The following is a 25,943-nucleotide window of genomic DNA, read 5'->3' as shown; positions in this document are numbered from 1 at the left end:
TCACGAACACTGCGCGAGGGTCTTCGCCATTGTCAGCATGTGAGGCGGCGCCTCGCTTGTGGAGACGGCCCAACGGGGGCACTCGTTCCCCCGATCGGCACGCATATGCCAAGAGACGGCCGGAAAAACGCGGCCGCCCCTGGTCAGGCAAGTGGGTTACTGATGGAGATTCAGGAACGCCCCGGGAAGAAGATCTTCACCTCGCGTTCGGCGGACTCCTCCGAGTCCGAGGCGTGGATCAGGTTCTCCCGCACGATCACACCGAAGTCCCCGCGGATCGAGCCCGGCGCGGCGGCGATCGGGTCGGTCGGACCGGCCAGCGCGCGCACCCCTTCGATGACCCGCTCGCCCTCGACGATCAGGGCCACGACCGGGCCGGAGGCCATGAACTCCACCAGCGGCTCGTAGAAGGGCTTGCCCTTGTGCTCGCCGTAGTGCTGCTCCAGGGTGTCCTGGTCCAGGGTGCGCAGCTCCAGCGCGGTGATCCCCCAGCCGGCCTTGCGCTCGATACGGCTGATGATCTCGCCGGTCAGGCCACGACGTACGGCGTCGGGCTTGAGCAGGACGAGGGTGCGCTGGGTCACGACGGGACTCCTTCTGATCATGATGGTGCGGGTCGGCTCACGGTCGTGTCACGGTCGTCTCACGACAAGGCCGAGGCTACAGGGCGTGTCCATGCGGCCATTACGCAACGTCAGGTGTAGTGGAGTCACGCCGGGCCGGGAGCGGCGGAGTCGGCCTGCGCGGCTTGCGCGGCCTGCGCCGCGAACCTCGCCTTCGCCTCGTCGATCTTCCGGCCGTAGTGCACCGACGCCCACCACAGGGCCGCGAAGATCGCCCCGAGGAAGAACATCGACGGCACCACGAGGCCCGCCGCGATCAGCGCGATCTGCAGCGCCCAGCCGAGCGCGATGCCGGCCGGCCGGGTCACCACGCCGCACAGGGCGACCGACAGGAACATCGCGATCCCGCACACCGTCCACACCGTGGACGTGGTCAGATCCGGGTCCTTCATGGCGACCAGACCGGCGAAACCGATCACGAAGAACTCGCCGAGCAGAGTCGAGGAACAGAGCGTACGCACGAAAAGTCAGCCCCTCCCGAGGAGCAGTCGGGCCTCACCAACGGTGATGACGGAACCGGTGACGAGCACACCGCCGCCCGCGAACTCGCCGTCCTCCTCGGCCAGCGTGATCGCCGCCTCCAGCGCGTCCGGCAACCGCGGCTCGACCTGCACCCGCTCGTCGCCGAACACCTCGACGGCGATCGCGGCCAGCTCGTCCGCGTCCATCGCGCGATGACTGGAGTTCTGCGTGACGACGACCTCGGCGAACATCGGCTCGAAGGCTTCGAGCAGCCCGCGCACGTTCTTGTCGCCACTGGCCCCGACCACCCCGATCAGCCTGCTGAAGTCGAACGCCTCGGCGACGGCCTCGGCGGTCGCACGGGCGCCCGCCGGGTTGTGCGCCGCGTCCAGCACAACGGTCGGCGACCGCCGCACTACCTCCAGCCGCCCCGGCGAGGTCACGGACGCGAAGGCCTTCCGGACCGTGTCGATCGAGAGCGGATCGGGCCGCTGGGCGCCGACACCGAAGAACGCTTCTACGGCGGCGAGGGCGACGGCCGCGTTGTGCGCCTGGTACGGCCCGTGCAGGGGGAGGTAGATCTCCTCGTACTCGCCGCCGAGGCCGCGCAGGTTGATGAGCTGTCCGCCGACCGCGACGTTCCGGGACACGACCCCGAATTCGAGACCCTCCCGGGCCACGGTCGCGTCCACCTCGACGGCCTTCTTCAGCAGCACCTGCGCCGCGTCCACCGGCTGCTGCGCCAGGATCACGGTCGCGTCCTGCTTGACGATGCCGGCCTTCTCGGTGGCGATCTCACCGGTCGTCCCGCCGAGGCGGTCGGTGTGGTCGAGATCGATCGGGGTGACTACGGCGACGTCCGCGTCGATGACGTTGGTGGCGTCCCAGGTGCCGCCCATGCCGACCTCCACGACGGCCACATCGACAGGCGCGTCCGCGAAGGCGGCGTACGCCATCCCCGTCAGCACCTCGAAGAACGACAGCCGGAACTCCTGCTGCGCGTCCACCATCTCGATGTACGGCTTGATGTCGTGGTACGTCTCGATGAACCGCTCGGCGGAGATCGGGGCGCCGTCCAGGCTGATGCGCTCGGTGATCGACTGGACGTGCGGGGAGGTGTAGCGGCCGGTGCGGAGTTCGAAGGCGCCGAGGAGGGCCTCGATCATGCGGGCCGTGGAGGTCTTGCCGTTGGTCCCCGTGATGTGGATCGAGGGGTACGAGCGCTGGGGGTCGCCCAGGACGTCCATCAGCGCGGCGATACGGCTGACCGACGGCTCCAGCTTCGTCTCGCCCCAGCGGGTGGCGAGCTCCGCCTCCACCTCGCGGAGGGCGGCGTCCACCTGGGGGTCTTCGGGGCGACCGGGTACGTCGGCCTGCGGCGCGCCGGTGCCCTGGGTGCGGAGGGTTCGGCTGCCGGCCTCGATGACCGCGAGATCCGGGTCGCGGTCGGTCTCGGCCTCGATGATCTCGTCGAACGGGTCGCTGTCAGTCACGTGGGTCAGTCTACGGAGGTCGCGGTGTTCTTTCGTCTGCGGGCCGGTGGGGGCTGGTCGCGCCCACGCGGCGGAGCCGCCTATCGATACAGCCCCGCGCCCCTGGGTAGGACGGGGCCCCGGCGCTGCGACAGCACCGGGGCCCCGCCTGCGTGGAAACCCTTACGCCTGAGGCAAGCCGTCCAGCTGGGCCTTGATGCGCTCGATGTCCTCGTCCGCCTTGGAGAGGCGGCCCCGGATCTTGTCGACCACGTTGTCCGGGGCCTTGGCCAGGAACGCCTCGTTGCCGAGCTTGGCCGTCGCCTGGGCCTTCTCCTTCTCCGCAGCGGCCAAGTCCTTGGCCAGGCGCTTCCGCTCCGCCGCCACGTCGATCGTGCCGGAGAGGTCGAGGGCGACCGTGGCGCCGGCGACCGGAAGGGTGGCCGTCGCCGCGAAGGTGTCGCCCTCCGGCTGGAGGCGGAGGAGCTGCCGGATGGCGGCCTCGTGGGGGGCGAGGGCCGTACCGTCCAGCGTGAGGCGGGCCGGGACGCGCTGGCCGGGCTGGAGGCCCTGGTCGGCGCGGAAACGGCGGACCTCGGTGATGACCTGCTGGAGGGTCTCGATCTCGCGCTCGGCCGCCTCGTCGCGGAAGCCCGAGTCCTTCGGCCAGTCCGCGATGACGATCGACTCGCCGCCCGTGAGGGTCGTCCAGAGCGTCTCCGTGACGAACGGGACGATCGGGTGCAGCAACTTCAGGGTGACGTCCAGGACTTCACCGAGAACGCGGCCGGAGACCTTCGCGGGCTCGCCGCCCGCCATGAACGTGGTCTTCGACAACTCGACGTACCAGTCGAAGACTTCGTCCCACGCGAAGTGGTAGAGCGCGTCGGAGAGCTTGGCGAACTGGAAGTCGTCGTAGAGCGCGTCGGCTTGGGAGACCGTCTTGTTGAGACGGGAGAGGATCCAGCGGTCCGTGGCCGACAGCCGCTCGGCGGGCGGGAGTTCGCCCTCGATCGTCGCGCCGTTCATCAGCGCGAAGCGCGTCGCGTTCCAGATCTTGTTGGCGAAGTTCCGGGACGCCTGGACCCAGGACTCGCCGATCGGCACGTCCGTACCGGGGTTGGCGCCACGGGCCAGGGTGAAGCGGACGGCGTCGGAGCCGTACGCGTTCATCCAGTCCAGCGGATCGACCGCGGTGCCCGAGGACTTGGACATCTTCTTGCCGAACTGGTCGCGGACCAGACCCGTCAACGCGATGGTCTTGAAGGGGACTTCACCGTCCATCGCGTACAGGCCGAACATCATCATCCGGGCGACCCAGAAGAAGATGATGTCGTGGCCGGTGAGCAGGACGTCCGTCGGATAGAACTTCTTGAGATCCGGGGTCTGTTCGGGCCAGCCGAGGGTCGAGAAGGGCCACAGGCCGGAGGAGAACCAGGTGTCCAGGACATCGGAGTCCTGCGTCCAGCCCTCGCCGGTGGGCGGCTCGTCGTCCGGTCCGACGCAGACGACCTCACCCTCCGGGCCGTACCAGACCGGAATCCGGTGGCCCCACCACAACTGCCGTGAGATGCACCAGTCGTGGAGGTTGTCGACCCAGTCGAAGTAGCGCTTCTCCATCTCCTGCGGGTGGATCTTGACCCGGCCGTCACGGACCGCGTCGCCGGCCGCCTTGGCGAGCGGGGCGACCTTGACCCACCACTGCATGGACAGGCGCGGCTCGATGGTCGTCTTGCAGCGCGAGCAGTGGCCGACGGAGTGGACGTAGGGCCGCTTCTCGGCGACGATCCGGCCGTCGGCGCGCAGTGCGGCGACGATCGCGGAACGGGCCTCGAAACGGTCCAGGCCCTCGAAGGGGCCGTGCACGGTGATGACACCGCGCTCGTCCATGACGGTCAGCGCTTCGAGGTCGTGGCGCTGGCCGATGGCGAAGTCGTTCGGGTCGTGGGCGGGCGTGACCTTGACGGCACCCGTGCCGAACTCGGGGTCGACGTGGGTGTCGGCGACGACCGGGATGGTGCGGTCGGTGAGCGGCAGCTTGATGTGCCGGCCGACGAGGTGCTTGTAGCGCTCGTCGTCGGGGTGGACGGCGACGGCGGTGTCGCCGAGCATCGTCTCGGCACGGGTCGTGGCGACGACGATGGTGTCGTCACCCTCCCCGTACTTCATGGAGACGAGCTCGCCGTCGTCGTCCTGGTACTCGACCTCGATGTCCGAGATCGCGGTGAGACAGCGCGGGCACCAGTTGATGATGCGCTCGGCGCGGTAGATCAACTCGTCGTCGTAGAGCCGCTTGAAGATGGTCTGGACGGCCTGAGAGAGGCCCTCGTCCATGGTGAACCGCTCACGGGTCCAGTCGACGCCGTCGCCGAGGCGGCGCATCTGGCCGAGGATCTTGCCGCCGTACTCGTCCTTCCACTGCCAGACGCGCTCGACGAACGCCTCACGGCCGAGGTCGTGCCGGGACTTGCCCTCCTTGCCGAGCTCGCGCTCGACGACGTTCTGGGTGGCGATGCCCGCGTGGTCCATGCCCGGCAGCCACAGCGACTCGAAACCCTGCATGCGCTTACGGCGGGTCAGGGCGTCCATCAGCGTGTGCTGGAAGGCATGCCCGAGGTGCAGGCTGCCCGTGACGTTCGGCGGCGGAATGACGATCGTGTACGGCGGCTTCTCACTCTTCGCGTCCGCCTCGAAGTAACCCCGCTCCACCCAGCGCTCGTACAGCGGCCCCTCTACGTCGGCCGGCGCGTACTGGGTCGGCAGTTCGGAGTCGGGCGCTGATGGCTGCTGCTGAGCGTTCTCGGTCACGGGGCCAGTTTAGGGGTGTCGCGGGGGTGTCCCGAAACGCGTTTGTTCTGTAACGGTGCGCCCCCCGGCGCCATGCGTTTCCTGTGACTCCGCCAGGATGTCGGGAACACATAAGCATCTGGAGGGGAACCCAGAATGAGCTACAACCAGCCGGGCCCGTACGACGGGCAGCCGCAGCAGCCCGGGCCGTACGGTCAGCCGGGTCCCTACGGCCCGCCTCCGCAGCAGGCGCCGCAGGGCGCCCCTCAGCCCGGCTACGGCTACCCCCAGCAGACACCGCCCGCCCAGCCCGGCTACGGCTACCCGCAGCAGCCCCCGCAGGCCCCCTACGGGCACCCGCAGCCGCCGTACGGGCAGCAACCGCCTTACGGGCAGCCGCCGTACGGTGTTCCGCAGCCGCCGGCGCCCGGTGGCGGGAAGAAGAGGACAGGGCTGATCATCGGCTCGGTGGCGGTCGTCGCCGCGGTCGCGGTCGGCGTGTGGTTCGTGATCGGCGGCGGGAACGGCAGCGGCGGTGTGGCCGACGACGGCGCGCACAAGCTCACCGCGCCGGCGACGGTCATCAACGGAACGTACAAGAAGTCGGACAGCGCCGACTCCGCGGAAACGATGACCAAGGACGACAAGGCCGACTTCGAGAAGTGGGGTGTGAAGAACCCCGTGGAGGTCAGCGCCGGTTACGAGAACGGCAGCGGACTGGCGCAGAAGACGCTGTCCTTCGACGGTGTGTACGGCACGATCGACGACCCGGAGGCCGTCGTGGACGCGATGTTCGCGAAGGTCAAGACGGAGTCGGAGAAGGACCAGAGCAGCGAGAGCAGCAGCGGCAAGCTGGTCGGCAGCCCGGAGAAGGTCACTCCGGCGGGCTTCTCCAACGGCGTCATGAAGTGCCAGGTCGCCGAGATCGCCAACGACGACACGTCGAGCACGGCTGCCGGTGCCCCGAAGACCATCAAGCTGCCGATGTGCATCTGGGGCGACCACAGCACGGTCGCCGTCGTCAGCGCGTTCGGAATCGCCGAACTCGCCGCGGGGAACGGCGGAACCGTGGAGAGCACGGCGGCCCTGGCCGCGAAGCTCCGCAACGACGTCCGGGTCAAGGCCTGACACACAGCCCAACGACGAAGGGGCCCCGGTCAGTTGGACTGACCGGGGCCCCTTCGTGGTGGAACGAGTTGGCGCTAGGCCGTCTTCTGCTCGCCCGGGCCACGCCCCCGCGCGTCGCGCGGGATGAGGGTCGGGTTGACGTTCGACAGGACGACGTCCGCCGTGATGACGACGCGGGCCACGTCCTTGCGGGACGGGACCTCGTACATGACGCCCTGGAGGACTTCCTCCATGATGGCGCGCAGGCCGCGGGCGCCGGTCTGGCGGAGGATGGCCTGGTCGGCGATGGCTTCGAGGGCCTCGCGCTCGAAGTCCAGCTCCACGCCGTCGAGTTCGAAGAGGCGCTGGTACTGCTTGACCAGCGCGTTGCGCGGCTCGATGAGGATCTGGAGCAGGGCCTCGCGGTCCAGGTTGTGGACCGAGGTGATGACGGGCAGGCGGCCGATGAACTCGGGGATCATGCCGAACTTGACCAGGTCCTCGGGCATGACGTCCTCGAACTGGTCCTTGGACTGCAGTTCCCGCTTGGAGCGGATCGTCGCGCCGAAGCCGATGCCCTTGGCGCCGGCCCTGGACTCGATGAGCTTCTCCAGGCCCGCGAAGGCGCCGCCCACGATGAACAGGACGTTCGTCGTGTCGATCTGGATGAACTCCTGGTGGGGGTGTTTACGGCCGCCCTGCGGCGGGACCGAGGCCGTCGTGCCCTCCAGGATCTTCAACAGGGCCTGCTGGACGCCCTCGCCGGAGACGTCGCGGGTGATCGAGGGGTTCTCGCTCTTCCGCGCGACCTTGTCGATCTCATCGATGTAGATGATCCCGGTCTCGGCCTTCTTGACGTCGTAGTCCGCCGCCTGGATCAGCTTGAGCAGGATGTTCTCGACGTCCTCGCCGACGTAGCCCGCCTCCGTGAGCGCGGTCGCGTCGGCGATCGCGAACGGCACGTTCAGCATGCGGGCCAGGGTCTGTGCGAGGAGGGTCTTGCCCGAGCCCGTGGGGCCGAGCAGGAGGATGTTGGACTTCGCCAACTCGATGGCGTCCTCGCGGCTCTGGCCGCCGCCGTTCTCACCGGCCTGGACGCGCTTGTAGTGGTTGTACACCGCGACCGAGAGTGCCTTCTTCGCCGACTCCTGGCCGACGACGTAACCCTCGAGGAACTCGTAGATCTCGCGGGGCTTGGGGAGTTCCTCCCAGCGCACCTCGCTCGTCTCCGCGAGTTCTTCCTCGATGATCTCGTTGCAGAGGTCGATGCACTCGTCGCAGATGTACACACCGGGCCCTGCGATGAGCTTCTTGACCTGCTTCTGGCTCTTGCCGCAGAACGAGCACTTGAGCAGATCGCCGCCGTCACCGATGCGTGCCACGGTGTGCTTCCCCTTCGCCTGGGAGCCGCCTGGGTACAGCGGCTCCTGGTGCTGCCTTATGTCCGACGGTACCTTGCCGGGCCCCCCGTTCGGGCCCCCCTTGGCACGGTTCACTTCCACGTGGACCGTGCCGAGGGGTGGTGGACGATACAGGGTCCGGGTCAGCGGACGTCGGCGTTGTTCATCTTCCGGGTGGAGATGATCTGGTCGATCAGGCCGTACGACAGGGCGTCCTCGGCCGTGAGGATCTTGTCGCGCTCGATGTCCTCGCGGATCTTGTCGATCGGCGTGGTCGAGTGCTTGGCCAGCATGTCCTCCAGCTGGGCACGCATGCGGAGGATCTCGTTGGCCGCGATCTCCAGGTCGGAGACCTGGCCCCGGCCCGTCTCGCTGTAGGGCTGGTGGATCAGCACGCGCGCGTTCGGCAGCGCCATGCGCTTGCCCGGTGTACCGGCGGCCAGCAGGACGGCGGCGGCGGACGCGGCCTGGCCCATGCAGACGGTCTGGACGTCGGGCTTCACGAACTGCATCGTGTCGTAGATCGCAGTCAGGGCCGTGAAGGAGCCGCCGGGGCTGTTGATGTAGATCGAGATGTCGCGGTCGGGGTCCATCGACTCCAGGCACAGCAGCTGCGCCATGACGTCGTTGGCGGACGCGTCGTCGATCTGGACACCGAGGAAGATCACGCGCTCCTCGAAGAGCTTCGCGTACGGGTCGTACTCGCGCACGCCCTGCGAGGTGCGCTCCACGAAGCGCGGGATCACGTAACGGGACTCGGCGGCGGGAGCCGTGTATTCGGCGCGTGCGAGGTCGTTCAGGCCGTTGCCGGGGAAGTTGTTCACTGTCTCTCTCCTGGGGGCTGTGGCGGTCGGCTGGAGGCTGTGTCGGGGCCTCAGGCCCCGGTGCCGCCGCCGCCCGGCATACCGGCGGCCGTGGGGATCACGTCGTCGATGAGGCCGTACTCCTTGGCCTCGAGCGCGTCGAACCAGCGGTCGCGGTCCGAGTCGCGGGTGATCTGCTCGATGCTCTGGCCCGTGTGCTGGGACGTGAGCTCGGCCATGCGCCGCTTGGTGTGCAGCAGCCGCTCCGCGTGGATCTTGATGTCGGAGGCCGAACCGGCCAGGCCGGCGGAGGGCTGGTGGATCAGGATCTCGGCGTTCGGGAGGGCGAAGCGCTTGCCCGGGGTGCCCGCGCTGAGGAGGAACTGGCCCATGGAGGCGGCGAGGCCCATGGCGATGGTCACCACGTCGTTCTTGATGAACTGCATGGTGTCGTAGATCGCCATGCCGGCCGTGATCGAGCCGCCGGGGCTGTTGATGTAGAGGTAGATGTCCTTGTCGGGATCGGCGGCAAGGAGGAGGAGCTGTGCGGTGATCTTGTTCGCGATGTCGTCGTCGACCGCCTGGCCGAGGAAGATGATCCGCTCACCGAGCAGTCGGTTGTAGACCTGGTCGCCGAGGCCACCGAAAGAGGGCTCGCCGGCGGCTGTAGGCATCAGATTCGTCACGTATCCACCTGCTCGTCTTTACGACGGCGCCGGGCCGTCTCACGTGTACTGCCGGGGGCAACGGGGACTCCCCTGCCCTCGTATTCATGGACCCTAACGCGCGGGCTCCTCCGGGGAATCCCGCAAAGGGAACTGTTCGCTGTCAGCACACAGCGCTGCGCTGGCCTGAGCGGAATCCCTCGCGGTGGGGTGGGTGCGGTCCGTGGCGGGGCTGCGGGTGAGTGGGGGCTGAGCGCGCCCGCGCGGCGGAGCCGCAAATCGATACAGCCCCGCGCCCCTTCAGGGCGCTCCAGTGGGCGGTATGACAAAGGGCCCCGGGGCTTGATGCAAACCCCAGGGCCCCTCGTTCGCTGCTTACGCCTCGGTCGGCTCCTCGGCGGCGGCCTCGGCGGTCTCGACCGTCTCGATGGCGGCCTCCGTCTCGTCCTCGTCGTCCAGGTCGACGATCTCGCCGTTGGTGTCCTTGACCGTGGCGGCCTCCACGACGACCGCGAGGGCCTTGCCGCGGGCGACCTCGCCGACCAGGAGCGGGACCTGGCCGCCCTCGACGACGGCCTGGGCGAACTGGTCGGGGGACATGCCGGAGGAGGCCGCGCGACGCATGAGGTGCTCGGTGAGCTCCTCCTGGTTGACGTTCAGCTTCTCCTTGTTGACGAGCTCGTCAAGGACGAACTGCGTCTTGATGCCCTTGACCGCGGCTTCCTTGGTCTCGGCGTCGAACTCCTCGGCCGTCTTGCCCTGGATCTCGAGGTACTTCTCGAGGTCGAGGCCCATCTGGCCGAGCTGGTGGTGCTCCAGGTTGTGCTTACGGGTGTTGATCTCGTCCTCGAGCAGCTTCTCGGGGACGGGCACCTCGACGAGCTCCAGCAGCTTGTCCAGGACGCGCTCCTGGGCCTGCGTGGCCTGGTCGTACTGCTTCATGTTCTCGAGGCGCTTGCGGCTGTCGGCGCGCAGCTCCTCCAGGGTGTCGAACTCGGAGGCGAGCTGGGCGAACTCGTCGTCCAGCGCCGGGAGTTCGCGGGCGGCGACCTGGCTCACCTTGACGGTGACCTGGGCCTCCTGGCCGGCCGCGGAGCCGCCCTTGAGCTCGGAGGCGAAGGTGGCCTCGCCACCGGCCTCCAGGCCCGTGACGGCCTCGTCGATGCCGTCGAGGAGCTCGCCGGAGCCGATGGTGTAGGAGACGCCCTCGGCGACCCCGTCCTCCAGGACCTCGCCGTCGACCTTGGCCTCCAGGTCGAGGGTGACGACGTCACCCTCGGCGGCGGCGCGCTCGACCGGGGAGGTCGAGGCGAAGCGCTCGCGGAGCTGCTCGACGGACTTGTCGATGTCCTCTTCGCTGACCTCTACGGCGTCGACCTCGACCTCGATGCCCGAGTAGTCCGGGATCTCGATGGCCGGGCGGATGTCGACCTCGGCGGTGAAGTTCAGCGTCTCGCCGTCCTTCAGCTCCGTGATGTCGACCTCGGGCTGGCCGAGCGGGTTGAGCTCCGCCTCGTTGACAGCCTCGGTGTAGAACTTCGGGAGCGCGTCGTTGACGGCCTCCTCCAGTACCGCACCGCGGCCGAACCGCTGGTCGATGACGCGCGCCGGGATCTTGCCCTTCCGGAAGCCCTTCACCGTGACCTGCTGGTTGATCTTCTTGTACGCCGCGTCGAGGCTGTCCTTGAGCTCCTCGAAGGGCACCTCGATGCTGAGCCGAACCCGGGTCGGGTTCAGGGTCTCCACGGCGCTCTTCACGGTTCGGTCTCCTTGGGGGCTGACTTCTTGGTTTGCGGACCCAGACAGGTCCGGCGGTTTCTGGTCGCCCGGAGGACTTCAGAGTGTGAGAGACACACGGGCGCGCAGCTTGCATAGTAGCCGCAGCGGCTGGACGCCCCAAAAGGCGATCGCGCGAGGTACTGGTGTGGTACCGGTCCCGGAGGTCCGGCAGGTGGTCGGGGTGGCGGGATTTGAACCCACGGCCTTCCGCTCCCAAAGCGGACGCGCTACCAAGCTGCGCCACACCCCGTCTGGTGCGACACGTAGGGTACATGGCCGCAGGCGGTGGAGCCGCCGCATTTCACGAGCGCCGGGGGTGTGAGGAATGGGGTGTGCGCCGAAGGTGCCCGACCCGCTACGATGCTCTCTGTGCCGCGGTCGTCTGACCTGCGGCGCGTCATGTGCGGGCGTAGCTCAATGGTAGAGCACTAGTCTTCCAAACTAGCTACGCGGGTTCGATTCCCGTCGCCCGCTCCATGCATCTCAGGGCCAGGTCGGAGGGTCATTCCTCTGCCTGGCCCTGAGTCGTACCCGGGGGCAGGCGGCGGAGCCAGAGCGCGGCGAGGCCGTAGGCGACGGCCGCCGCGGCGAGGCCGGCGAGTGTCGTGGCCCGGTACGCCCAGCGCGGCAGCGCGTGCCGGAAGTAGCCGAACGTGGCATCGCGGGTGAGCAGGAAGGCGGCAACGGCCGCGAACATGGCGCCCGCCGACTGCCTCGTGAAGCGGTGACCCATCAGAAGCTGATCTGGTTGATCGTCTCCGCTATCGAGTTCAGGAACCGGTTGATGGACGGTGCCATGCCGGTCGAGGCGAGGAAGAAGCCGAAGAGGATGGCGACTATGGCTGGGCCCGCCTTGATCGATCCCCCTCGGATCAACACCACCAGGATGATCGCCAACAGCAGCACCACAGACAGTGAAATGGCCACAACTGATCACACCCTCGGTCGGTCCGCTCTCCCGGCCCGGGGGCGCCACCGCGCGCACCCCCGCCAGAACCATCGTGCCACCAACCCGGCCCACCTATGCGGCAGGTGACGCATCGTTGGTCGCAAAGGTTCGGAACAGTAACGTTCGCAGGTAGTTCGAATTATTGGCAGCAGCACACGAACGGGCGTTCCCAGCATGGCTGTTTGCGCCTTTTGTTCGGGATGAATCATGACATCTCAGAAACTTTTCGGACGCGCGTCCGATGGTTTCACCGATTCCCACAGGCAACGCTAGGGTGCCTCAGATGTTCCACGCTCCCACGCCCTCCGGCCAGAACGAACAGAGCAAAAAGAACGAACAGAACGAACAGACCAAACCGCGCGACGCGTTCTTCGACAACGCGAAGTACCTGGCGATCCTGCTGGTCGCCGTCGGGCACTCCTGGGAGCCCCTCAAGGGCGACAACAGAGTGCTCCAGGGCCTGTACATGGTCGTGTACAGCTTCCACATGCCGGCCTTCATCATCATCTCCGGCTACTTCTCCCGGAGTTTCGACCTCCGCCCCGACCGCCTGAAGCGGCTCATCACCGGTGTCGCGGTGCCGTACGTCGTCTTCGAGATCGCGTACTCGCTCTTCAGCCGGTACGCCAACGACGACCCGCACCAGAGGATCACCCTCCTCGACCCGCTGTATCTCACCTGGTTCCTCTGCGCGTTGTTCATCTGGCGGCTGACCACCCCGATCTGGAAACTGGTCCGCCACCCGCTGCCGTTCGCGCTCGGCATCGCCATGCTGGCCTCCTGCACCCCGGACATGACCGACGACTTCGACCTCCAGCGGCTCGCGCAGTTCCTGCCGTACTTCGTGCTCGGTCTGCTCCTCAGGCCCGAGCACTTCCAGTGGGTGCGCCGGCGCGCGGTGCGGGTCCTGTCCGTGCCGGTGTTCGTCAGTGCGCTCGCGGTGGGCTACTGGGCGGTGCCGCGGATGAACGCCGGCTGGTTCTACCACCACGACTCCGCGCAGGAGTTCGGCGCGCCCTGGTGGGCGGGGCCGGTGATGATGCTCCTGATGTTCGCCTGCTCGCTGCTGCTGACGGCCGGCTTCTACTCCTGGGTGCCGGGCCGGAAGACGTGGTTCACGGCGCTCGGCGCGGGCACGCTGTACGGCTATCTGCTGCACGGTTTCCTGATCAAGGGCGCCGGTTACGCGGGCCTGTTCCACCACACCTGGCTGCACCGGCCCTACGGCGTGCTCCTGGTGAGCGCCCTCGCGGTCACCGCCGTCACCCTGCTGTGCACGCCGCCCGTACGGCGGGTGTTCCGCTTCGCGGTCGAGCCGCGCATGGAGTGGGCGTTCCGGCGCGACGCGGCCGAACTGGCCCGCGATCGCACGCAGTTGGCGCAGCCTGTCGTACGCGAGAAGGTCAACGCCTAGTCGGAGCGGCCGAGTCCGAGAAGTGCGCGCATCCGTGCGTACTTCTCGGTCAGTCGTGCGCGGGTCGCCTCGTCGAGGACGGCGAGGCGGGCCGGGTCCGCGTTGTGCGCCAGGTCCGCTTCCTTGACGAGGAGCGCGCCGGGGGTCGCGAGCACGCGCCCGGCGTACGTCTCCGGGCTCTCCCCCGCCCGCTTGGTGAGCGCCAGCACGATGTCCTTCGTACGGCGGGTCAGCGCCGCCTCGGCCAGCCAGCGCTCGGTGAGCGCGTCGTCCTCCACGGAGTCGTGCAGCCAGGCCGCCGCGATCTGTTCGGCGTCCCCGCCCCGCACCCGCACACCCTCCGCTACGGCCCTCAGGTGCTCGGCGTAGGGACGGCCCGCCTTGTCGGTCTGGCCGTCGTGCGCGGCGCGGGCGATGGCCTCGACCTCGGCCACCGTGAGGAGCGAGGTCACCGGGACAGCCCCTGTGCCGACGCCGAGGCCGACGCCGTAGGACCTTCCCGGCAGACCAGGAGCAGGGCGCGGTCGTCGTTGACGTCCTTTGCGACCGCCTCGATGAGGTGCCAGGCGGCGCCGTGGAAGCCGCCGGCGACATAGCGGTCGGCCTCGCCGGTGAGGCGGTCGATGCCCTCGACGATGTCGCGGTCGGAGGTCTCGACCAGGCCGTCCGTGAACAGCATCAGCACGTCTCCGGGCCGTAGCGACCCCTTCACGGGGTCGAATTGGGCGCCGTCGTAGACCCCGAGCAGCGGGCCCTCGGCCGCCTTCTCCTCCCAGCGGCCGCTGCCCGCGCTGAGCTGGAGGCCCGGTGGGTGGCCGGCGGAGAAGAGTTCGTAGTCGCCGGAGTCGAGGTCCAGGACGAGGTGGATCGAGGTGGCGAAGCCCTCGTCCCAGTCCTGGCGGAGGAGATAGCCGTTGGCGGCGGGCAGGAAGGCGTGCGGGGGCAGGGAGCCGAGCAGGCCGCCGAAGGCGCCCGACAGGAGCAGGGCGCGGGAGCCGGCGTCCATGCCCTTGCCGGAGACGTCGGTGAGGACGACCTCCATGGTCCGACCACCGTTCGTACGGGCCGCGACGACGAAGTCCCCCGAGAACGACTGGCCGCCCGCCGGCCGCAGCGCCATCTCCCGGTGCCAACCCTGCGGCAGCTGGGGGAGCTTGCTCTGCACCCGGATGCGTTCGCGCAGGTCGAAGAGCATGGTGCCGCCGCGCCGCCAGGGCACGCCGACCCGGCTGCGGAACTGGGCGATCAGCAGCCCGAAGAAGCCGCACGCGGCCACCACGAGCACCACGCCCGGGGTCACCCGCGCCGGGCCCTCGGTGTACGGGCCGAGCTTCACCGACTCGACGATAAGCCCGGTGGCCGCCGCAGCGTACAGGCCGAGCAGGCTCGCGGGGCGCAGCAGCAGGCCGCCCGCGACGATCGGCAGGACCAGCGCGGCCGGTGAGAACCACACCGCGTTGGCGAGGGTCATGGCCGCGATCACCGGGATCGTGATCAACAGTCCGGCCAGCGCGACCCAGTCCGAGCCGTCCCCGCGGAAGTAGTCGACGGCACTTCTGCGCAGGCCGGTGCGGACCCGGTGAACCAGCTTCCTCAACCGGGCCATGAACGTGTCGGCCTCCGCGCGCCGCTCTCGTCCTGCTGCCATTAGTTCGGGACCCTATCCATCCGACCAGCCGCTTGGCACGGGAGGTCCCACTTGTCCCCCCTGCGAGGTTCAACTTCACAGTGAACTTCACCAGAGGCCTCTGTGCGGGCCCCCGGCGGAAATTCCCTGGCTCGTCCCGCAATGCGCTGATAGGCATGGTCCATGGGCACAGATGCGAGAGACACGCGGGCCGACCGGACCGAGCTGCGGGTGCTGCGGCGGGACGAGTGGAACACCTGGTACGACACCCTGATCACCGCGTTCGGCGGGACTCCGGAGTCGCCCGAGGAGCGTGAGCTGTGGGACGGGCTCACCGAGGTCGACCGCTCCCTCGGCATCTGGGACGGCGACGCGTGCGTGGGCACCGCGGGCGCGTTCAGCTTCCGGGTCACCGTGCCCGGCGGCGCCTCCGTGCCGGCCGCGGGCATCACGATGGTCAGCGTGGCCGCCACCCATCGGCGCCGCGGCCTCCTGACGTCCATGATGCGGCGGCAGTTGGACGACGTACGGTCCTGGGGCGAGCCGCTCGCCGTACTCACCGCCTCCGAGCCCGCGATCTACGGCCGGTTCGGGTACGGCATCGCCACGCTGCGCGGCAGCGCCGAGATCGACACCGCGCGGGTACGGCTGACGGTGCCGCCGGGCACGGACGACGTACGGCTGCGCTACGCCGACCCCGGCGCCGTGCGCGAGCAGTGCGAGGCGGTGTACGCGCGGCAGGTGGCCGGGCGGCCGGGGATGCTCGCGCGGCGGCCCGGGTGGGAGAACCTGCCGCTGCTGGACCCGGAGAGCGAGCGGGCGGGCGCGTCGCCGCTGCAGTGCGTGGTCGCCGAGCGCGAAGGTGAAGTCGTGGGCTACGCGCGGTACTTCGTCAAACCCGAGTGGGACGACTCCGTCCCCAAGGGCGAGGTCCGGCTGCGCGATCTGGCGGCGCTGGACCCGGCGTCGTACGCGGCGCTGTGGCGGTTCCTCTTCGGCATCGACCTGACGTCGAAGCTCACGGTGCGCAGCCGTCCCGTCGACGACTCCTGGCAGCATCTCGTCTCCGACCTCCGCCGGTGCGCTCTGCGGCAGCAGGACTCGCTGCACGTACGGCTGGTGGACCTGGGGGCCGCACTGGAGGCGCGCACCTACCAGACGCCGGTGGACGTCGTGTTGGAGGTCGAGGACGTGTTCTGCCCCTGGAACGAGGGGCGTTGGCGGCTCGTGGGCGACGCGAAGGGCGCGTCCTGCAAGCGGACCGAGGAGTCGGCCGATCTCGCGCTGTCCGTACGGGAGTTGGGGTCCGCGTATCTCGGCGGGTTCTCCCTCGCGTCGCTCGCGGGCGCCGGCCGGGTGCGGGAGCTGCGGGCGGGCGCGCTGGCGGAGGCGTCGCTGGCCTTCGGGTCGGCGGTCGCACCCTGGCTGCCGCACGGGTTCTAGAACAGCCCTACGGCCTCTGGCAGTTGGGGCACCAGAACAGGTTGCGGGCGGCGAGGTCGGCGGTGCGGATCTCGCTGCCGCAGATGTGGCAGGGCTGGTTGGCGCGGCGGTAGACGTAGACCTCGCCGCCGTGGTCGTCCACGCGCGGCGGGCGGCCCATCGCCTCGGGGGTGTGTTCGGGGCGGACGGTGTCGATGCGGTTGTTGCGCACGCCCTCGCGCATCAACTCGACCAGGTCGGCCCAGATCGCGTCCCACTCGGCGGGGGCGATGTCCCGGCCCGCGCGGTACGGGTCGATGCCGTGCCGGAAGAGGACCTCGGCGCGGTAGACGTTGCCGACACCGGCGATGACCTTCTGGTCCATGAGCAGGGCCGCGATGGTCGTACGGCTGCGGGAGATCCGCCGGTACGCCGGGGCCGCATCGGTGTCCGGGCGCAGGGGGTCGGGGCCGAGGCGGTCGTGTATCGCCCGCTTCTCGGTGTCCGTGATCAGGGCGCAGGTGGTGGGGCCGCGGAGATCGACGTACGACGTGTCGTTGGCGAGGCGCAGCCGGACGGTGTCCGTGGGCAGGGGCGCGGGGGCGTCGCCGAAGTTGACCTTGCCGAAGAGGCCCAGGTGGATGTGGACCCAGTCGGCGTCCCGGAAGCCGAGGAACAGGTGCTTGCCGTGGGCTTCGGTGCGGGTGAGTTCGGCGCCGTTCAGCAGCTCGGCGGCGTCGCTGAACTTGCCCTGGGGGCTGGTGACTTGCACGGGGCCGCCGCTGAAGTGGCCGCCGTAGTCCAGCGCAAGCCGATGAATCGTGTGCCCCTCTGGCACCGCAGCAATTCCTTTCCCACCCGCCCACCCGTCTCGGTCACTCGACGGGTGGGCCTCGAAAAGCCTCGGGGCTCCGCCCCGGACCCGCCTACTGCTTCGGGTGGTGCGCCGGGATCTCCGGCAGCTCCCCCGTCGTCTCGTACGCCGTCAGCATGTCGATCCGCCGGATGTGCCGCGGGTCCTCGGAGAACGGCGTGGACACGAACGTCTCGACGAACTTCGTCGCCTCGTCCCGCGAGTGCATCCGCGCGCCGACCGCGACGACGTTCGCGTTGTTGTGCTGCCGGCCGAGCGACGCGGTCTCCTCGCTCCAGGCGAGGGCCGCACGGACGCCCTTGACCTTGTTCGCCGCGATCTGCTCGCCGTTGCCGGAGCCGCCGATCACGATGCCGAGGGCCTCGGGGTCGGCGGCCGTGCGCTCGGCGGCGCGGAGGCAGAAGGGCGGGTAGTCGTCCTGTGCGTCGAAGATGTGCGGCCCGCAGTCGACGGGCTCATGGCCCGCCTCCTTCAGCCACTCGACGAGGTGGTTCTTGAGTTCGAAGCCCGCATGGTCGGAGCCGAGATACACGCGCATGGGACGAGTGTGACACGGCGGTTTCCGGGAAGCAGCTCCGGGGCCCAGCCGGGTTAAGACCGGGAAACACCTCGGAACCTCAAGAAAACCTCAAGTAACGATCAGGAATCAAAGGTTCACTAATCACTTTGCCTCCGATTCACTGGACCATCTTGCAAACGGCGCAAAGGAATTCCCCCCATGACTGCCCCCATGACTGATGGTTCCGGCCTCCAGGCGGGTCTCAAGAACAGGCATCTGTCGATGATCGCGATCGGTGGCGTCATCGGCGCCGGTCTGTTCGTCGGGTCCAGCTCCGGCATCGCGACCGCGGGACCCGGCATCCTGCTCTCCTACGCGCTCGTCGGCACGCTCGTGGTGCTGGTGATGCGCATGCTCGGTGAGATGTCGGCCGCGAACCCCACTTCCGGCTCGTTCTCCGCGCACGCCGACCGCGCGCTCGGCCGCTGGGCCGGCTTCTCGATCGGCTGGCTGTACTGGTTCTTCTGGGTCGTCGTCCTCGCAGTGGAGGCGACCGCCGGCGCCAAGATCCTCGAAGGATGGATACCGGCCGTACCGCAGTGGGGCTGGGCCCTGATCGTCATGGTGGTGCTGACCGCCACGAACCTCGTATCGGTGGGCTCCTACGGCGAGTTCGAGTTCTGGTTCGCCGGGATCAAGGTCGTGGCGATCGGCGCGTTCATCGTCGTCGGCGCGCTGGCGGTCTTCGGCGTACTGCCCGGCGCCCACACCGACAAGGCGGGCATCGGCAACCTCACCGACCACGGCGGCTTCCTGCCGAACGGCCCCGGCGCGATCCTCACCGGCGTCCTGCTGGTCGTCTTCTCCTTCATGGGCAGCGAGATCGCGACTCTGGCCGCCGGCGAGTCCGAGGACCCGCAGCGCGCGGTCACCAAGTCGACCAACAGCATCATCTGGCGCATCGGCGTCTTCTACCTCGGCTCGATCCTCGTCGTCGTCTGCCTGCTCCCCTGGAACGACCCCTCCATCAAGGAGCAGGGCTCCTACGTCGCCGCCCTCGACTCCCTCGGTATCGCGCACGCCGGCCAGATCATGAACTTCATCGTGCTGACCTCGGTACTGTCCTGCCTCAACTCCGGCCTCTACACGGCCTCCCGCATGGCCTTCTCGCTCGGCGGCCGCGGCGACGCGCCGGCCGCGTTCGCCCGGACGACCTCCCGTGGCGTGCCGATGGCGGCGATCATCGCGTCGGTCGTCTTCGGGTTCGTCGCGGTCTTCTTCAACTACGCCTTCCCGGACACCGTCTTCCTCTTCCTCGTCAACTCCTCCGGCGCGGTGGCCCTGTTCGTGTGGCTGGTCATCTGCGCGTCCCAGCTCCGTATGCGCCGGATCATCGAGCGCGAGTCGCCGGAGAAGCTCGTCGTACGGATGTGGCTGTACCCGTATCTGACCTGGGCGACGATCGCCCTGATCGTGTTCGTCCTCGGCTACATGCTCACCGACACCAAGGGCGAGAGCAGCGGCCGTACGACCGTCCTGCTGTCGCTGCTGGTCGCGCTGGCCGTGGTGGCGGTCTCGGTGATCAAGGAGCGGGTGCGCGGCGGCCAGGCGGTCGCTGCCGCCGGGACGGACACCGACAAGGTGCCCGTGGCATAAGGGAGTTCACAGCACGACAAAGCTGTTCTTGACCCTGTCGTAGGTCTTCAGGGCCTGGGTCTCCACGTCCGGGTGGTACCAGGTGTTGATCTGGTACGACTTCCCGTCCGCGTCGAAGCCGAGCAGCCGGGCGTGCCAGGGGGTGCCCTTGAGGGTGAACGTGTACTCCCAGACCACCGCCGGGTAGCCGCGGAACGTCGTGCTGACGAGCCGGATCTTCCGGTAGTCCTGCCCCTGGCGGGCGTTCCACTCCGAGGCCTCCCACGTCCGCATCAGATCGCCGCGGGCGAGGGAGGACTTGCCCACGAGCTCCTGGCTGCCGTCCGGGGACGTGTAGTGGACCTCGGCCCCCGTCTTCAGATCCCGCCGCCAGCCGGCGGGCGTCGCCCACGCGAACCCGCCCGCCTCCTGATGCGTACCCGGGGGCAGGCTCGGGGGGCGGGAGGTGCCTTCGACCGTGGGAGAGGGGGACGGGGACGGGGACGGGGTGACGGAAGGGGAGGGTTCGGTCGGAGTCGACGAGGCGGTGGCCGACGCCGTCGACCCCGTCGATGTCTTCGACGCCGGGCCCGTGGCCGTGTCGTCGGACGAGCCGTTCCCGTTCACGAGGATCGCCGCAACTACCGCGCCCACTACGGCTACGGCCGCTGCCGCGATCAGTCCGGTACGGCGTTGGGGGCGGGAGCGGGTGGTGAACGGCCGCTCGGGGCCGGGCAGCCGGGCGGGGTGGGGGCCCAGGTCCGGGCGGGGGCCGCGGGCGGGGTGCGGTGGTGCCGGGCGCTCGGGGCGTTCGGGGTGTTCGGGGCGGGCAAGGGAGACGCCTGCCACCGCCGGGCGCTGGGTCGGTATGGCCTCCTCGATGGGCGGGTCGGGATCGGCGCGGGGTCCGGGGGCGGGTTCGTGGACTCGGGGATCTCGTGCCGCCCTGACCACCGGCCGTTCCAGGAAGACCGGAGTGGGTGACTCCTGATGAACCACGGGTTCCGCTGGACTCTCGGGCCTCTCCACCAATTCCGTTTCCACTGAACCGAGTTTCTCGGCCTCCGTCGGAAACGCGACCGGGCTCAGCGCCTCCTCCACCTCCTCAAGACCGGGCCGGACCGACGGCTCCTTCTCCAGCAGCGCGGCCAGCACCTCCCGCAACGGGCCCGCCGCGGCCGGGAGTTCGGGCTCCTCGTAGAGCACCGCGTGCAGGGTCGCGAGGGTGGTGTCGCGGGAGAACGGGGAGCGGCCGGCGAGCGCCGCGCACAGGGTCGCGCCGAGGGACCAGATGTCCGAGGGCGGTCCCTGCGGGCGGCCGGAGATCCGCTCGGGTGCCATGTAGTCGGGCGAGCCGACGAGCATGCCGACCATGGTGAGCGCCTTGGCGTCCTGGATCGCGGCGATGCCGAAGTCGGTGAGCACGACGCGTCCGGCCCGGCTCTCGACGAGGACGTTGCCGGGTTTGATGTCCCGGTGCAGGACGCCTCCCGCGTGCACCTGCCGCAGGGCCGCAACCAGCCCCAGTCCGATGCGGGCGGCCTCGCGCGGGCCGACCGGACCGTCCTCCGCCATGATCCGCTCCAGCGAGCGGCCCGCCACCAACTCCATGACGATCCACAGGCGTTCGCCCTCGTCCACGACGTCGTAGACCCGTACGACGTTGGGATGGTCGATCCTCGCCGTGGCCCTGGCCTCGCGCAGGGTGCGTTCGCGGCGGGTGCGGGTGTCCTCCGGGTCGAGGCCGTCGATGCGCATCTCCTTGACCGCGACCCGCCGGTCGAGCATTTCGTCGGCGGCCCGCCACACCCGCCCCATTCCCCCCTGGCCGATGCTCTCGACCAGTCGATAGCGCCCGGTCACCAATAGCCCCGGAGTTCCGCCGTCCCTCAAGTTCCCCGTATTCCCCGGCAATCCGCTGCACCCCCACAATGGTCACACTTCATGCCGTACCAGCATAGTGCGGAGAAATCTTGTGGTACCTCTTCAAGTACTGCGAATTCAGGCGCAGTCCCAGGGGGATACAGGGGAACACAAGGGGGACGAACATGAGTTCTCGTCGCGCGACGACCATCGCGACGGCCATCACAGGATCGCTGCTCACGGCATCTTTCTCGGCGGTGATGATCCTTTCCTGCACCGCCTCGGCGGACGACCAGGGACCGGGAAGCAGCAAAGGCGGAAAGGCGATGGACGCGGCCCCGGCGGGTGTGAAACTGACCACGCTCCTGCCGGAGAGGATTTCGGTCGACAACAGTTCGAAAAAGACGGCGATCACCGCCACGGTGAAGAACGAGGGGACCAAGGAGAGCGGCGAGCTCAATCTCCTGGTCGTCGGTTTCGACGGCCTCAAGGTCAATGGTGTGCAGGGTTGTTCGGCGATCGCCGAAAAGGATCTGCCGCCCGGTTCGAACAGCGGATTCAAGTGCTCCGTCGGCACGCTCGCCGCGGGCAAGTCGAAGTCGTACGCCGTCGACGCGACCTACGACCTGAGCAAGGCCGGGAAGATCTGTCTGCCGGTGATGTCCGCCGACGGCAAGAAGACGTTCTGGCAGCAGGGCCCGGTCCCGTTCGGTACGACGAACCCGTCGCCGAACGCCCCGGCCACCCCGCTGCTGCTCGGCACCGACAACAAGCCGGTGGCGCCGGGCGGCGACACCCTGCCCAAGACCGGCGTCGGCAGTGACGTGCTGCCGCTGGGCGCGGCCGGTGCGGCCCTGATCGCGGCGGGCGCGGCGGGCCTGTACTGGTCCCAGCGACCGCCGAGGCGGCAGGCCGAGCGGGGCTGAGCGGAGCCCGGACAGGGGAGGGCCGGGGCGCGGGAGCACCCGGCCCTCCCTCTCGGAGGGGCCGTACGACGCGGAGACGCGGAAGAGGCTCGCCGAGTTGAAGTCGGAGTACGACCCGGCGAACCTCTTCCGCAGGAACTACGGCCCTACCGCTGCTTGTTGACGAACTTCCACGCGGCCGGGGTCGCGCCCATCGCCAGGGCCGCCTTCAGGGCGTCGCCGAGGAGGAAGGGGGTGAGGCCGGCGGCGATCGCGGCGCTCGTCGAGAGGTCGAGGCTGACCGCGAGGTACGGGACGCCGACGGCGTAGATGATCGCCTCGCCCAGGATCATCGTGCCCGCCATGCGCAGGACCGAGCGGTCGGCGCCGCGGCGGGCCAGGGCGCCGACGGCGGCGGAGGCGAGGAGCATGCCGATGATGTAGCCGAAGGAGGCGCCACTGCCGTGGGTGCCGCCGGCGAACCACGGCACGCCGGCCAGGCCGAGCAGCGCGTACAGCGCGAGCGAGAGGAAGCCGCGGCCGGCGCCGAGGGAGGTGCCGACGAGCAGCGCGGCGAAGGTCTGGCCGGTGACCGGGACCGGGGAGCCCGGCACAGGCACGGAGAGCTGGGCGGCGAGGCCGGTGAGCGCGGCGCCGCCGAGCACGAGGGCGATGTCCCGGACGCGGGAGGCGGGCAGCAGATCGGCGAGGACCTGTCCGGGGCGGGCGGTGGCGACGGCGGTACTCAAGGGGAACTCCGCAGGTTGACGGGGGTACAGGGGGACTCGATGACGCTAACCCAGGGCCCTTCGGCCGATCACCGTCAGCGCTCGACAAAGGCTTCGGCGCGGACTTGGTGGGCTCCGGACAAAGGATGCCCGTTACACACGCTCGGCCGTGATGACCGTCACGCGGACCCCGTGCCGTCTCGCACACCGGTCACCATCTGGGCAGCGGTGCACCGTTTTGCTAGCTTCGACCGCATGGTTGCCCAGGCCCGGAACTTCGCGTCGCGTCGCTATGTCGACCTGCGACGCCAGGCCGCGGCGACCTGTTACCGCCCCTGAGGCGGGCGGAGCGGATCCGGTGCGCCTCGACATCCCCACGGCGCACTGTCGGACCCGTTCCCGAGGAAGATCCCCATGCCCCGTAACGCGGCACCTCTCCTACGCTCCCCCGTACCCCGCGCCGCCGACAGTGACCGGCGGCGCACCAACGCGAGTGTCATCCTGCGGTCCGTGCTGGAGCACGGGCCGGTGGCCCGCTCCACCATCGCCCGGCTGACCGGGCTGTCCCCCGCGTCGGTGACCGACTACTGCGCCCACTTCGCCGGACTGGGCCTGATCCAAGAGTCGGCCGCACCCGAACGATCCAGAGGTGTGGGCCGGCCCCATGTGCCCGTCGACCTGGACGACTCACAATTCGTCGTGGGCGGGGTCCATGTGGCCGTGCCCTATACGACGGTGGCCCTGCTCGATCTGCGGGGTCGGGTGCTGGCCGAGCGACGCATCGGACACGACACCACCGACCCCTCACGCGTGCTGGCGCGGGCCGCCGACGGGCTGGACGCCCTGCTCGCGGACGCGTCCGGTGCCGTCCCGCTCGGCGTCGGCGTGGCCGCCGGCGGCTGGGTCGACCGGGACTCCGGGACCATCGTCGACCACCCCCTGCTCGGCTGGCGGGAGGTGCCGGTGCGCGAGATCCTCGGCGCCCGCACCGGGCTCCCGGTCCATGTGGACGGCCACGCCCGCGCGTTGGTCAACGGGGAGCGCCTGTTCGGGCGGGCCCGGGGGAGCCGCAGCGTGCTGCATCTCTTCGTCGGGAATGTGGTCGACGCGGCCTTCGCCACCAATGACGAGGTGCACCACGGTCCCCGCTCGCAGGCCGGGGCGATCGCGCATCTGCCGCTGCGCGGCGGCACCGAGCCGTGCGACTGCGGCCGGGTCGGCTGCCTCCAAGTGGAGCTGAGCGAACGGACGTTGTGCCGGAAGGCCCGGGAGGCGGGGATCGTCGACGGGGTGAACCCGACCCATGTCGTGGCCGCGGCCGAGCGCGGGGACCCGGTCGCCGTACGGCTGTTGACGCAGCGGGCGCGGATGACCGGGCGGGCGGCCGGGCTGCTGCTCGACATCCTCAACCCGGAGACGGTGGTCGTCACCGAACTCGGGGTCATCCACCGCGAGGACTGCCTGCGCGCGCTGCGCGAGGAGGTCGGTGACGCGCGGGCGTCCGCTGTCGTGCCGACGAGTTTCCCGGATTCCGTGCTGGCCGTGGCGGGCGGTTCGGTGCTGCTGGACGTGTTGTTCCGGGATCCGCTGAGCGTGTCGTCGAGCGTGTCACCGGGGCGTATTTAATTCAGAAACTCGGAATATTGACAGGGGGCACGCAGGACCTGGAACATCCTGCTCATGAGCCTGCCGATGAGTTGTCGCACTTCTTGTTGCTGACCCGCTGAAGCGCCCCGAGCGCCGGCCTCATCCTGCCTGAATTCCCTTCCCGGACTTTCCACTGCCCGGAATTCCGTCTGCCTTCTCCAGACTTTTCGCCAGCCTTCTCATCCGCTGAATCAGGGAGCCCTCCCATGCCCAATTCCCGTGCGCCCGGCCTCGACCGGCGGCTCTTCCTCACCTCCGTGCTCGGTGCCGCCGCGGGCATCGCCGGCCTCAGCGGCTGCGCCACGAGCAGTGCCGCGGCCTCGAAGTCGGGGGCAGGTCTGTCCGCCCCGCTCGCCGAGAAGGTGCCGTCCGGCACGAGCCTGAAGATCGCCTCGTATCTCAACACCCAGCAACTCCAGTTCAAGCTGGCGAAGTTGCCCAAGTTGCCGTTCACCGTGTCGAGTTGGGTGAACATCGGGGCCGGTCCCGATGTCATCAACGCGTTCCGCGCCAAGTCCCTCGACCTGGCCAACAACGCGGGCATCCCGCCGATCCAGGCGCACTACCAGGGCTTCGACGCGAAGATCGTCGCGATCGACATCACCCGCAAGCCCAACTATCTCTTCGCCACCAAGCCCGGCAGCGACATCCGCACGGTCGCCGACTTCAAGGGCAAGAAGCTCGCCTTCTCCCAGGGCCAGGCCCAGGGCGTCGTACTTCTGCGGGCGTTGAAGGAAGCGGGCCTGAAGTACGACGAGGTGAAGCTCGTCCCGCTGACCAGCAACCAGTTCCTCACGGCCCTGCAGTCGGGCCAGGTCGACATCGCCCCGCTCGCCAACAGCCAGGCACCGGCGTACTTCAAGCAGTACGAGGCGAAGGGCGCCCACGCGATCACCACCGACGTCGTGGACCTGCTGAGCCTGCTGTGGGCGCCGTCCGCAGTGCTGGCCGACTCCGCGAAGGCCGCCGCGATCGCCGCGTACATCCCGCAGTGGGCGCAGGGCCAGGTCTGGCAGTACGAGAACCCGGACACCTGGAACGAGGAGTTCTACGTCAAGACCCAGAACCTGACCCTCGCACAGGCCAAGTCGGTCACCGCGCTCGCCAACAAGCCCTTGTTCCCGCCGAGTTGGGACGAGGCGATCAAGTGGGAGCAGGAGACCGCCGATCTGCTGGCGGAGGGCGGCTTTGTGAAGGAGTTCAAGGTGGACTCTCTCTTCGACCGGCGCTTCGAGTCCATCGCGGCGAAGGCCGTACCGGCGGAGTACCGGAAGTGACGGCC

Annotated in this window: 23 protein-coding genes, 2 tRNA genes and 1 pseudogene; 9 read left to right on the top strand and 17 right to left on the bottom strand. The window is 69.1% G+C overall.

The annotated features are described in order from the left end of the window. Positions 1–170: 170 nt before the first annotated feature. From ndk to ACFXC1_RS29640, 4 genes are all read right to left on the bottom strand, one after another. On the bottom strand, positions 171–584 hold the full coding sequence (gene ndk / locus ACFXC1_RS29655; protein WP_381248002.1) for a nucleoside-diphosphate kinase: 414 nt from the start codon (positions 582–584) through the stop codon (positions 171–173). 125 nt (positions 585–709) lie between these two features. After that, positions 710–1,084 (bottom strand): DUF4233 domain-containing protein, encoded by a 375-nt coding sequence (locus tag ACFXC1_RS29650; RefSeq protein WP_381247999.1) that lies wholly within the window; start codon positions 1,082–1,084, stop codon positions 710–712. Between the two features lie 6 nt (positions 1,085–1,090). Next, positions 1,091–2,578, bottom strand: coding sequence for a bifunctional tetrahydrofolate synthase/dihydrofolate synthase (folC, locus tag ACFXC1_RS29645; protein ID WP_381247997.1), 1,488 nt, complete (start codon positions 2,576–2,578; stop codon positions 1,091–1,093). A gap of 162 nt (positions 2,579–2,740) precedes the next feature. Then, the gene (locus ACFXC1_RS29640) at positions 2,741–5,365 is read right to left on the bottom strand and encodes a valine--tRNA ligase (RefSeq protein ID WP_381247994.1); all 2,625 of its coding nucleotides are present in this window, start codon (positions 5,363–5,365) and stop codon (positions 2,741–2,743) included. 135 nt (positions 5,366–5,500) lie between these two features. On the opposite strand from ACFXC1_RS29640, the gene ACFXC1_RS29635 reads away from it, so the two are divergent. After that, complete coding sequence (locus tag ACFXC1_RS29635) at positions 5,501–6,472, top strand: hypothetical protein (protein ID WP_381247991.1); 972 nt, start codon at positions 5,501–5,503, stop codon at positions 6,470–6,472. 74 nt (positions 6,473–6,546) lie between these two features. Here ACFXC1_RS29635 and clpX read toward each other — a convergent pair whose 3' ends face one another. The 5 genes from clpX to ACFXC1_RS29610 form a co-directional block, all read right to left on the bottom strand. Beyond that, a complete protein-coding gene (gene clpX, locus ACFXC1_RS29630) occupies positions 6,547–7,833 on the bottom strand; it encodes an ATP-dependent Clp protease ATP-binding subunit ClpX (protein WP_019065572.1) in 1,287 nt (428 codons plus the stop codon). 161 nt (positions 7,834–7,994) lie between these two features. Beyond that, positions 7,995–8,675 carry an ATP-dependent Clp protease proteolytic subunit gene (locus tag ACFXC1_RS29625; RefSeq protein ID WP_381247988.1) on the bottom strand — a complete coding sequence of 227 codons (681 nt, stop codon included), beginning with the start codon at positions 8,673–8,675 and terminating at the stop codon, positions 7,995–7,997. A gap of 50 nt (positions 8,676–8,725) precedes the next feature. Then, positions 8,726–9,328: an ATP-dependent Clp protease proteolytic subunit gene (locus tag ACFXC1_RS29620; protein WP_381248423.1), complete on the bottom strand. Its 603-nt coding sequence runs from the start codon at positions 9,326–9,328 to the stop codon at positions 8,726–8,728. Between the two features lie 366 nt (positions 9,329–9,694). Continuing rightward, entirely contained in the window at positions 9,695–11,077 is a 1,383-nt protein-coding gene (gene tig / locus ACFXC1_RS29615) for a trigger factor (protein ID WP_381247985.1), read from the bottom strand. A gap of 194 nt (positions 11,078–11,271) precedes the next feature. Beyond that, positions 11,272–11,348 (bottom strand) — tRNA-Pro (locus tag ACFXC1_RS29610). Positions 11,349–11,501: 153 nt separating this feature from the next. Between ACFXC1_RS29610 and ACFXC1_RS29605 the strand changes: the two genes are divergently transcribed. Then, positions 11,502–11,575, top strand: a tRNA-Gly gene (locus ACFXC1_RS29605). A gap of 25 nt (positions 11,576–11,600) precedes the next feature. Here ACFXC1_RS29605 and ACFXC1_RS29600 read toward each other — a convergent pair. Both ACFXC1_RS29600 and ACFXC1_RS29595 read right to left on the bottom strand, forming a co-directional pair. Next, the gene (locus tag ACFXC1_RS29600) at positions 11,601–11,831 is read right to left on the bottom strand and encodes a hypothetical protein (protein WP_381247982.1); all 231 of its coding nucleotides are present in this window, start codon (positions 11,829–11,831) and stop codon (positions 11,601–11,603) included. Further along, positions 11,831–12,025, bottom strand: a complete 195-nt coding sequence (locus tag ACFXC1_RS29595) for a hypothetical protein (RefSeq protein WP_200709850.1) — start codon at positions 12,023–12,025, stop codon at positions 11,831–11,833. Before ACFXC1_RS29595 ends, ACFXC1_RS29600 begins: the two co-directional genes overlap by 1 nt. Before the next feature lie 305 nt (positions 12,026–12,330). On the opposite strand from ACFXC1_RS29595, the gene ACFXC1_RS29590 reads away from it, so the two are divergent. Further along, entirely contained in the window at positions 12,331–13,461 is a 1,131-nt protein-coding gene (locus ACFXC1_RS29590; RefSeq protein WP_381247979.1) for an acyltransferase family protein, read from the top strand. Here the strand turns inward: ACFXC1_RS29590 and ACFXC1_RS29585 are convergent. Together ACFXC1_RS29585 and ACFXC1_RS29580 are read right to left on the bottom strand one after the other, a co-directional pair. Then, entirely contained in the window at positions 13,458–13,913 is a 456-nt protein-coding gene (locus tag ACFXC1_RS29585; RefSeq protein WP_381247976.1) for an HD domain-containing protein, read from the bottom strand. The genes ACFXC1_RS29590 and ACFXC1_RS29585 overlap by 4 nt on opposite strands. After that, positions 13,910–15,109 carry a PP2C family protein-serine/threonine phosphatase gene (locus ACFXC1_RS29580; protein ID WP_262058159.1) on the bottom strand — a complete coding sequence of 400 codons (1,200 nt, stop codon included), beginning with the start codon at positions 15,107–15,109 and terminating at the stop codon, positions 13,910–13,912. Before ACFXC1_RS29580 ends, ACFXC1_RS29585 begins: the two co-directional genes overlap by 4 nt. A 162-nt stretch (positions 15,110–15,271) precedes the next feature. Here ACFXC1_RS29580 and ACFXC1_RS29575 point away from each other — a divergent pair, with 162 nt between their 5' ends. Next, entirely contained in the window at positions 15,272–16,531 is a 1,260-nt protein-coding gene (locus ACFXC1_RS29575; protein WP_381247973.1) for a GNAT family N-acetyltransferase, read from the top strand. A 7-nt stretch (positions 16,532–16,538) separates the two neighbouring features. Here ACFXC1_RS29575 and ACFXC1_RS29570 read toward each other — a convergent pair whose 3' ends face one another. Continuing rightward, positions 16,539–17,348: an Fpg/Nei family DNA glycosylase gene (locus tag ACFXC1_RS29570; protein ID WP_381247970.1), complete on the bottom strand. Its 810-nt coding sequence runs from the start codon at positions 17,346–17,348 to the stop codon at positions 16,539–16,541. Between the two features lie 88 nt (positions 17,349–17,436). After that, positions 17,437–17,922: a ribose-5-phosphate isomerase gene (locus ACFXC1_RS29565; protein ID WP_381247967.1), complete on the bottom strand. Its 486-nt coding sequence runs from the start codon at positions 17,920–17,922 to the stop codon at positions 17,437–17,439. A gap of 192 nt (positions 17,923–18,114) precedes the next feature. Between ACFXC1_RS29565 and ACFXC1_RS29560 the strand changes: the two genes are divergently transcribed. After that, positions 18,115–19,539 (top strand): amino acid permease, encoded by a 1,425-nt coding sequence (locus tag ACFXC1_RS29560; protein ID WP_381247965.1) that lies wholly within the window; start codon positions 18,115–18,117, stop codon positions 19,537–19,539. A 6-nt stretch (positions 19,540–19,545) separates the two neighbouring features. Here ACFXC1_RS29560 and ACFXC1_RS29555 read toward each other — a convergent pair whose 3' ends face one another. Beyond that, positions 19,546–21,381, bottom strand: a complete 1,836-nt coding sequence (locus tag ACFXC1_RS29555) for a serine/threonine-protein kinase (RefSeq protein ID WP_381247962.1) — start codon at positions 21,379–21,381, stop codon at positions 19,546–19,548. Positions 21,382–21,566: 185 nt separating this feature from the next. Here ACFXC1_RS29555 and ACFXC1_RS29550 point away from each other — a divergent pair, with 185 nt between their 5' ends. Together ACFXC1_RS29550 and ACFXC1_RS29545 are read left to right on the top strand one after the other, a co-directional pair. After that, on the top strand, positions 21,567–22,307 hold the full coding sequence (locus ACFXC1_RS29550; RefSeq protein ID WP_381247960.1) for an LPXTG cell wall anchor domain-containing protein: 741 nt from the start codon (positions 21,567–21,569) through the stop codon (positions 22,305–22,307). 82 nt (positions 22,308–22,389) lie between these two features. After that, positions 22,390–22,470, top strand: a pseudogene (locus ACFXC1_RS29545) (BBE domain-containing protein); the annotation flags it as partial. Here ACFXC1_RS29545 and ACFXC1_RS29540 read toward each other — a convergent pair. Next, positions 22,454–23,035 carry a biotin transporter BioY gene (locus ACFXC1_RS29540; protein WP_381247958.1) on the bottom strand — a complete coding sequence of 194 codons (582 nt, stop codon included), beginning with the start codon at positions 23,033–23,035 and terminating at the stop codon, positions 22,454–22,456. The pseudogene ACFXC1_RS29545 and the gene ACFXC1_RS29540 sit on opposite strands and share 17 nt — an antisense overlap. 393 nt (positions 23,036–23,428) lie before the next feature. On the opposite strand from ACFXC1_RS29540, the gene ACFXC1_RS29535 reads away from it, so the two are divergent. Together ACFXC1_RS29535 and ACFXC1_RS29530 are read left to right on the top strand one after the other, a co-directional pair. Further along, a complete protein-coding gene (locus ACFXC1_RS29535) occupies positions 23,429–24,640 on the top strand; it encodes an ROK family transcriptional regulator (protein WP_381247956.1) in 1,212 nt (403 codons plus the stop codon). A gap of 227 nt (positions 24,641–24,867) precedes the next feature. Further along, entirely contained in the window at positions 24,868–25,938 is a 1,071-nt protein-coding gene (locus ACFXC1_RS29530) for an ABC transporter substrate-binding protein (protein ID WP_381247953.1), read from the top strand. Positions 25,939–25,943 lie beyond the last annotated feature (5 nt).

The sequence above is a fragment of the Streptomyces hokutonensis genome (assembly GCF_042751305.1).
In the GTDB taxonomy this organism is placed as follows: domain Bacteria; phylum Actinomycetota; class Actinomycetes; order Streptomycetales; family Streptomycetaceae; genus Streptomyces; species Streptomyces hokutonensis_A.
Note: the sequence above shows the minus strand (reverse complement) of the source record. Positions and strands in the feature narration are given on the sequence as shown.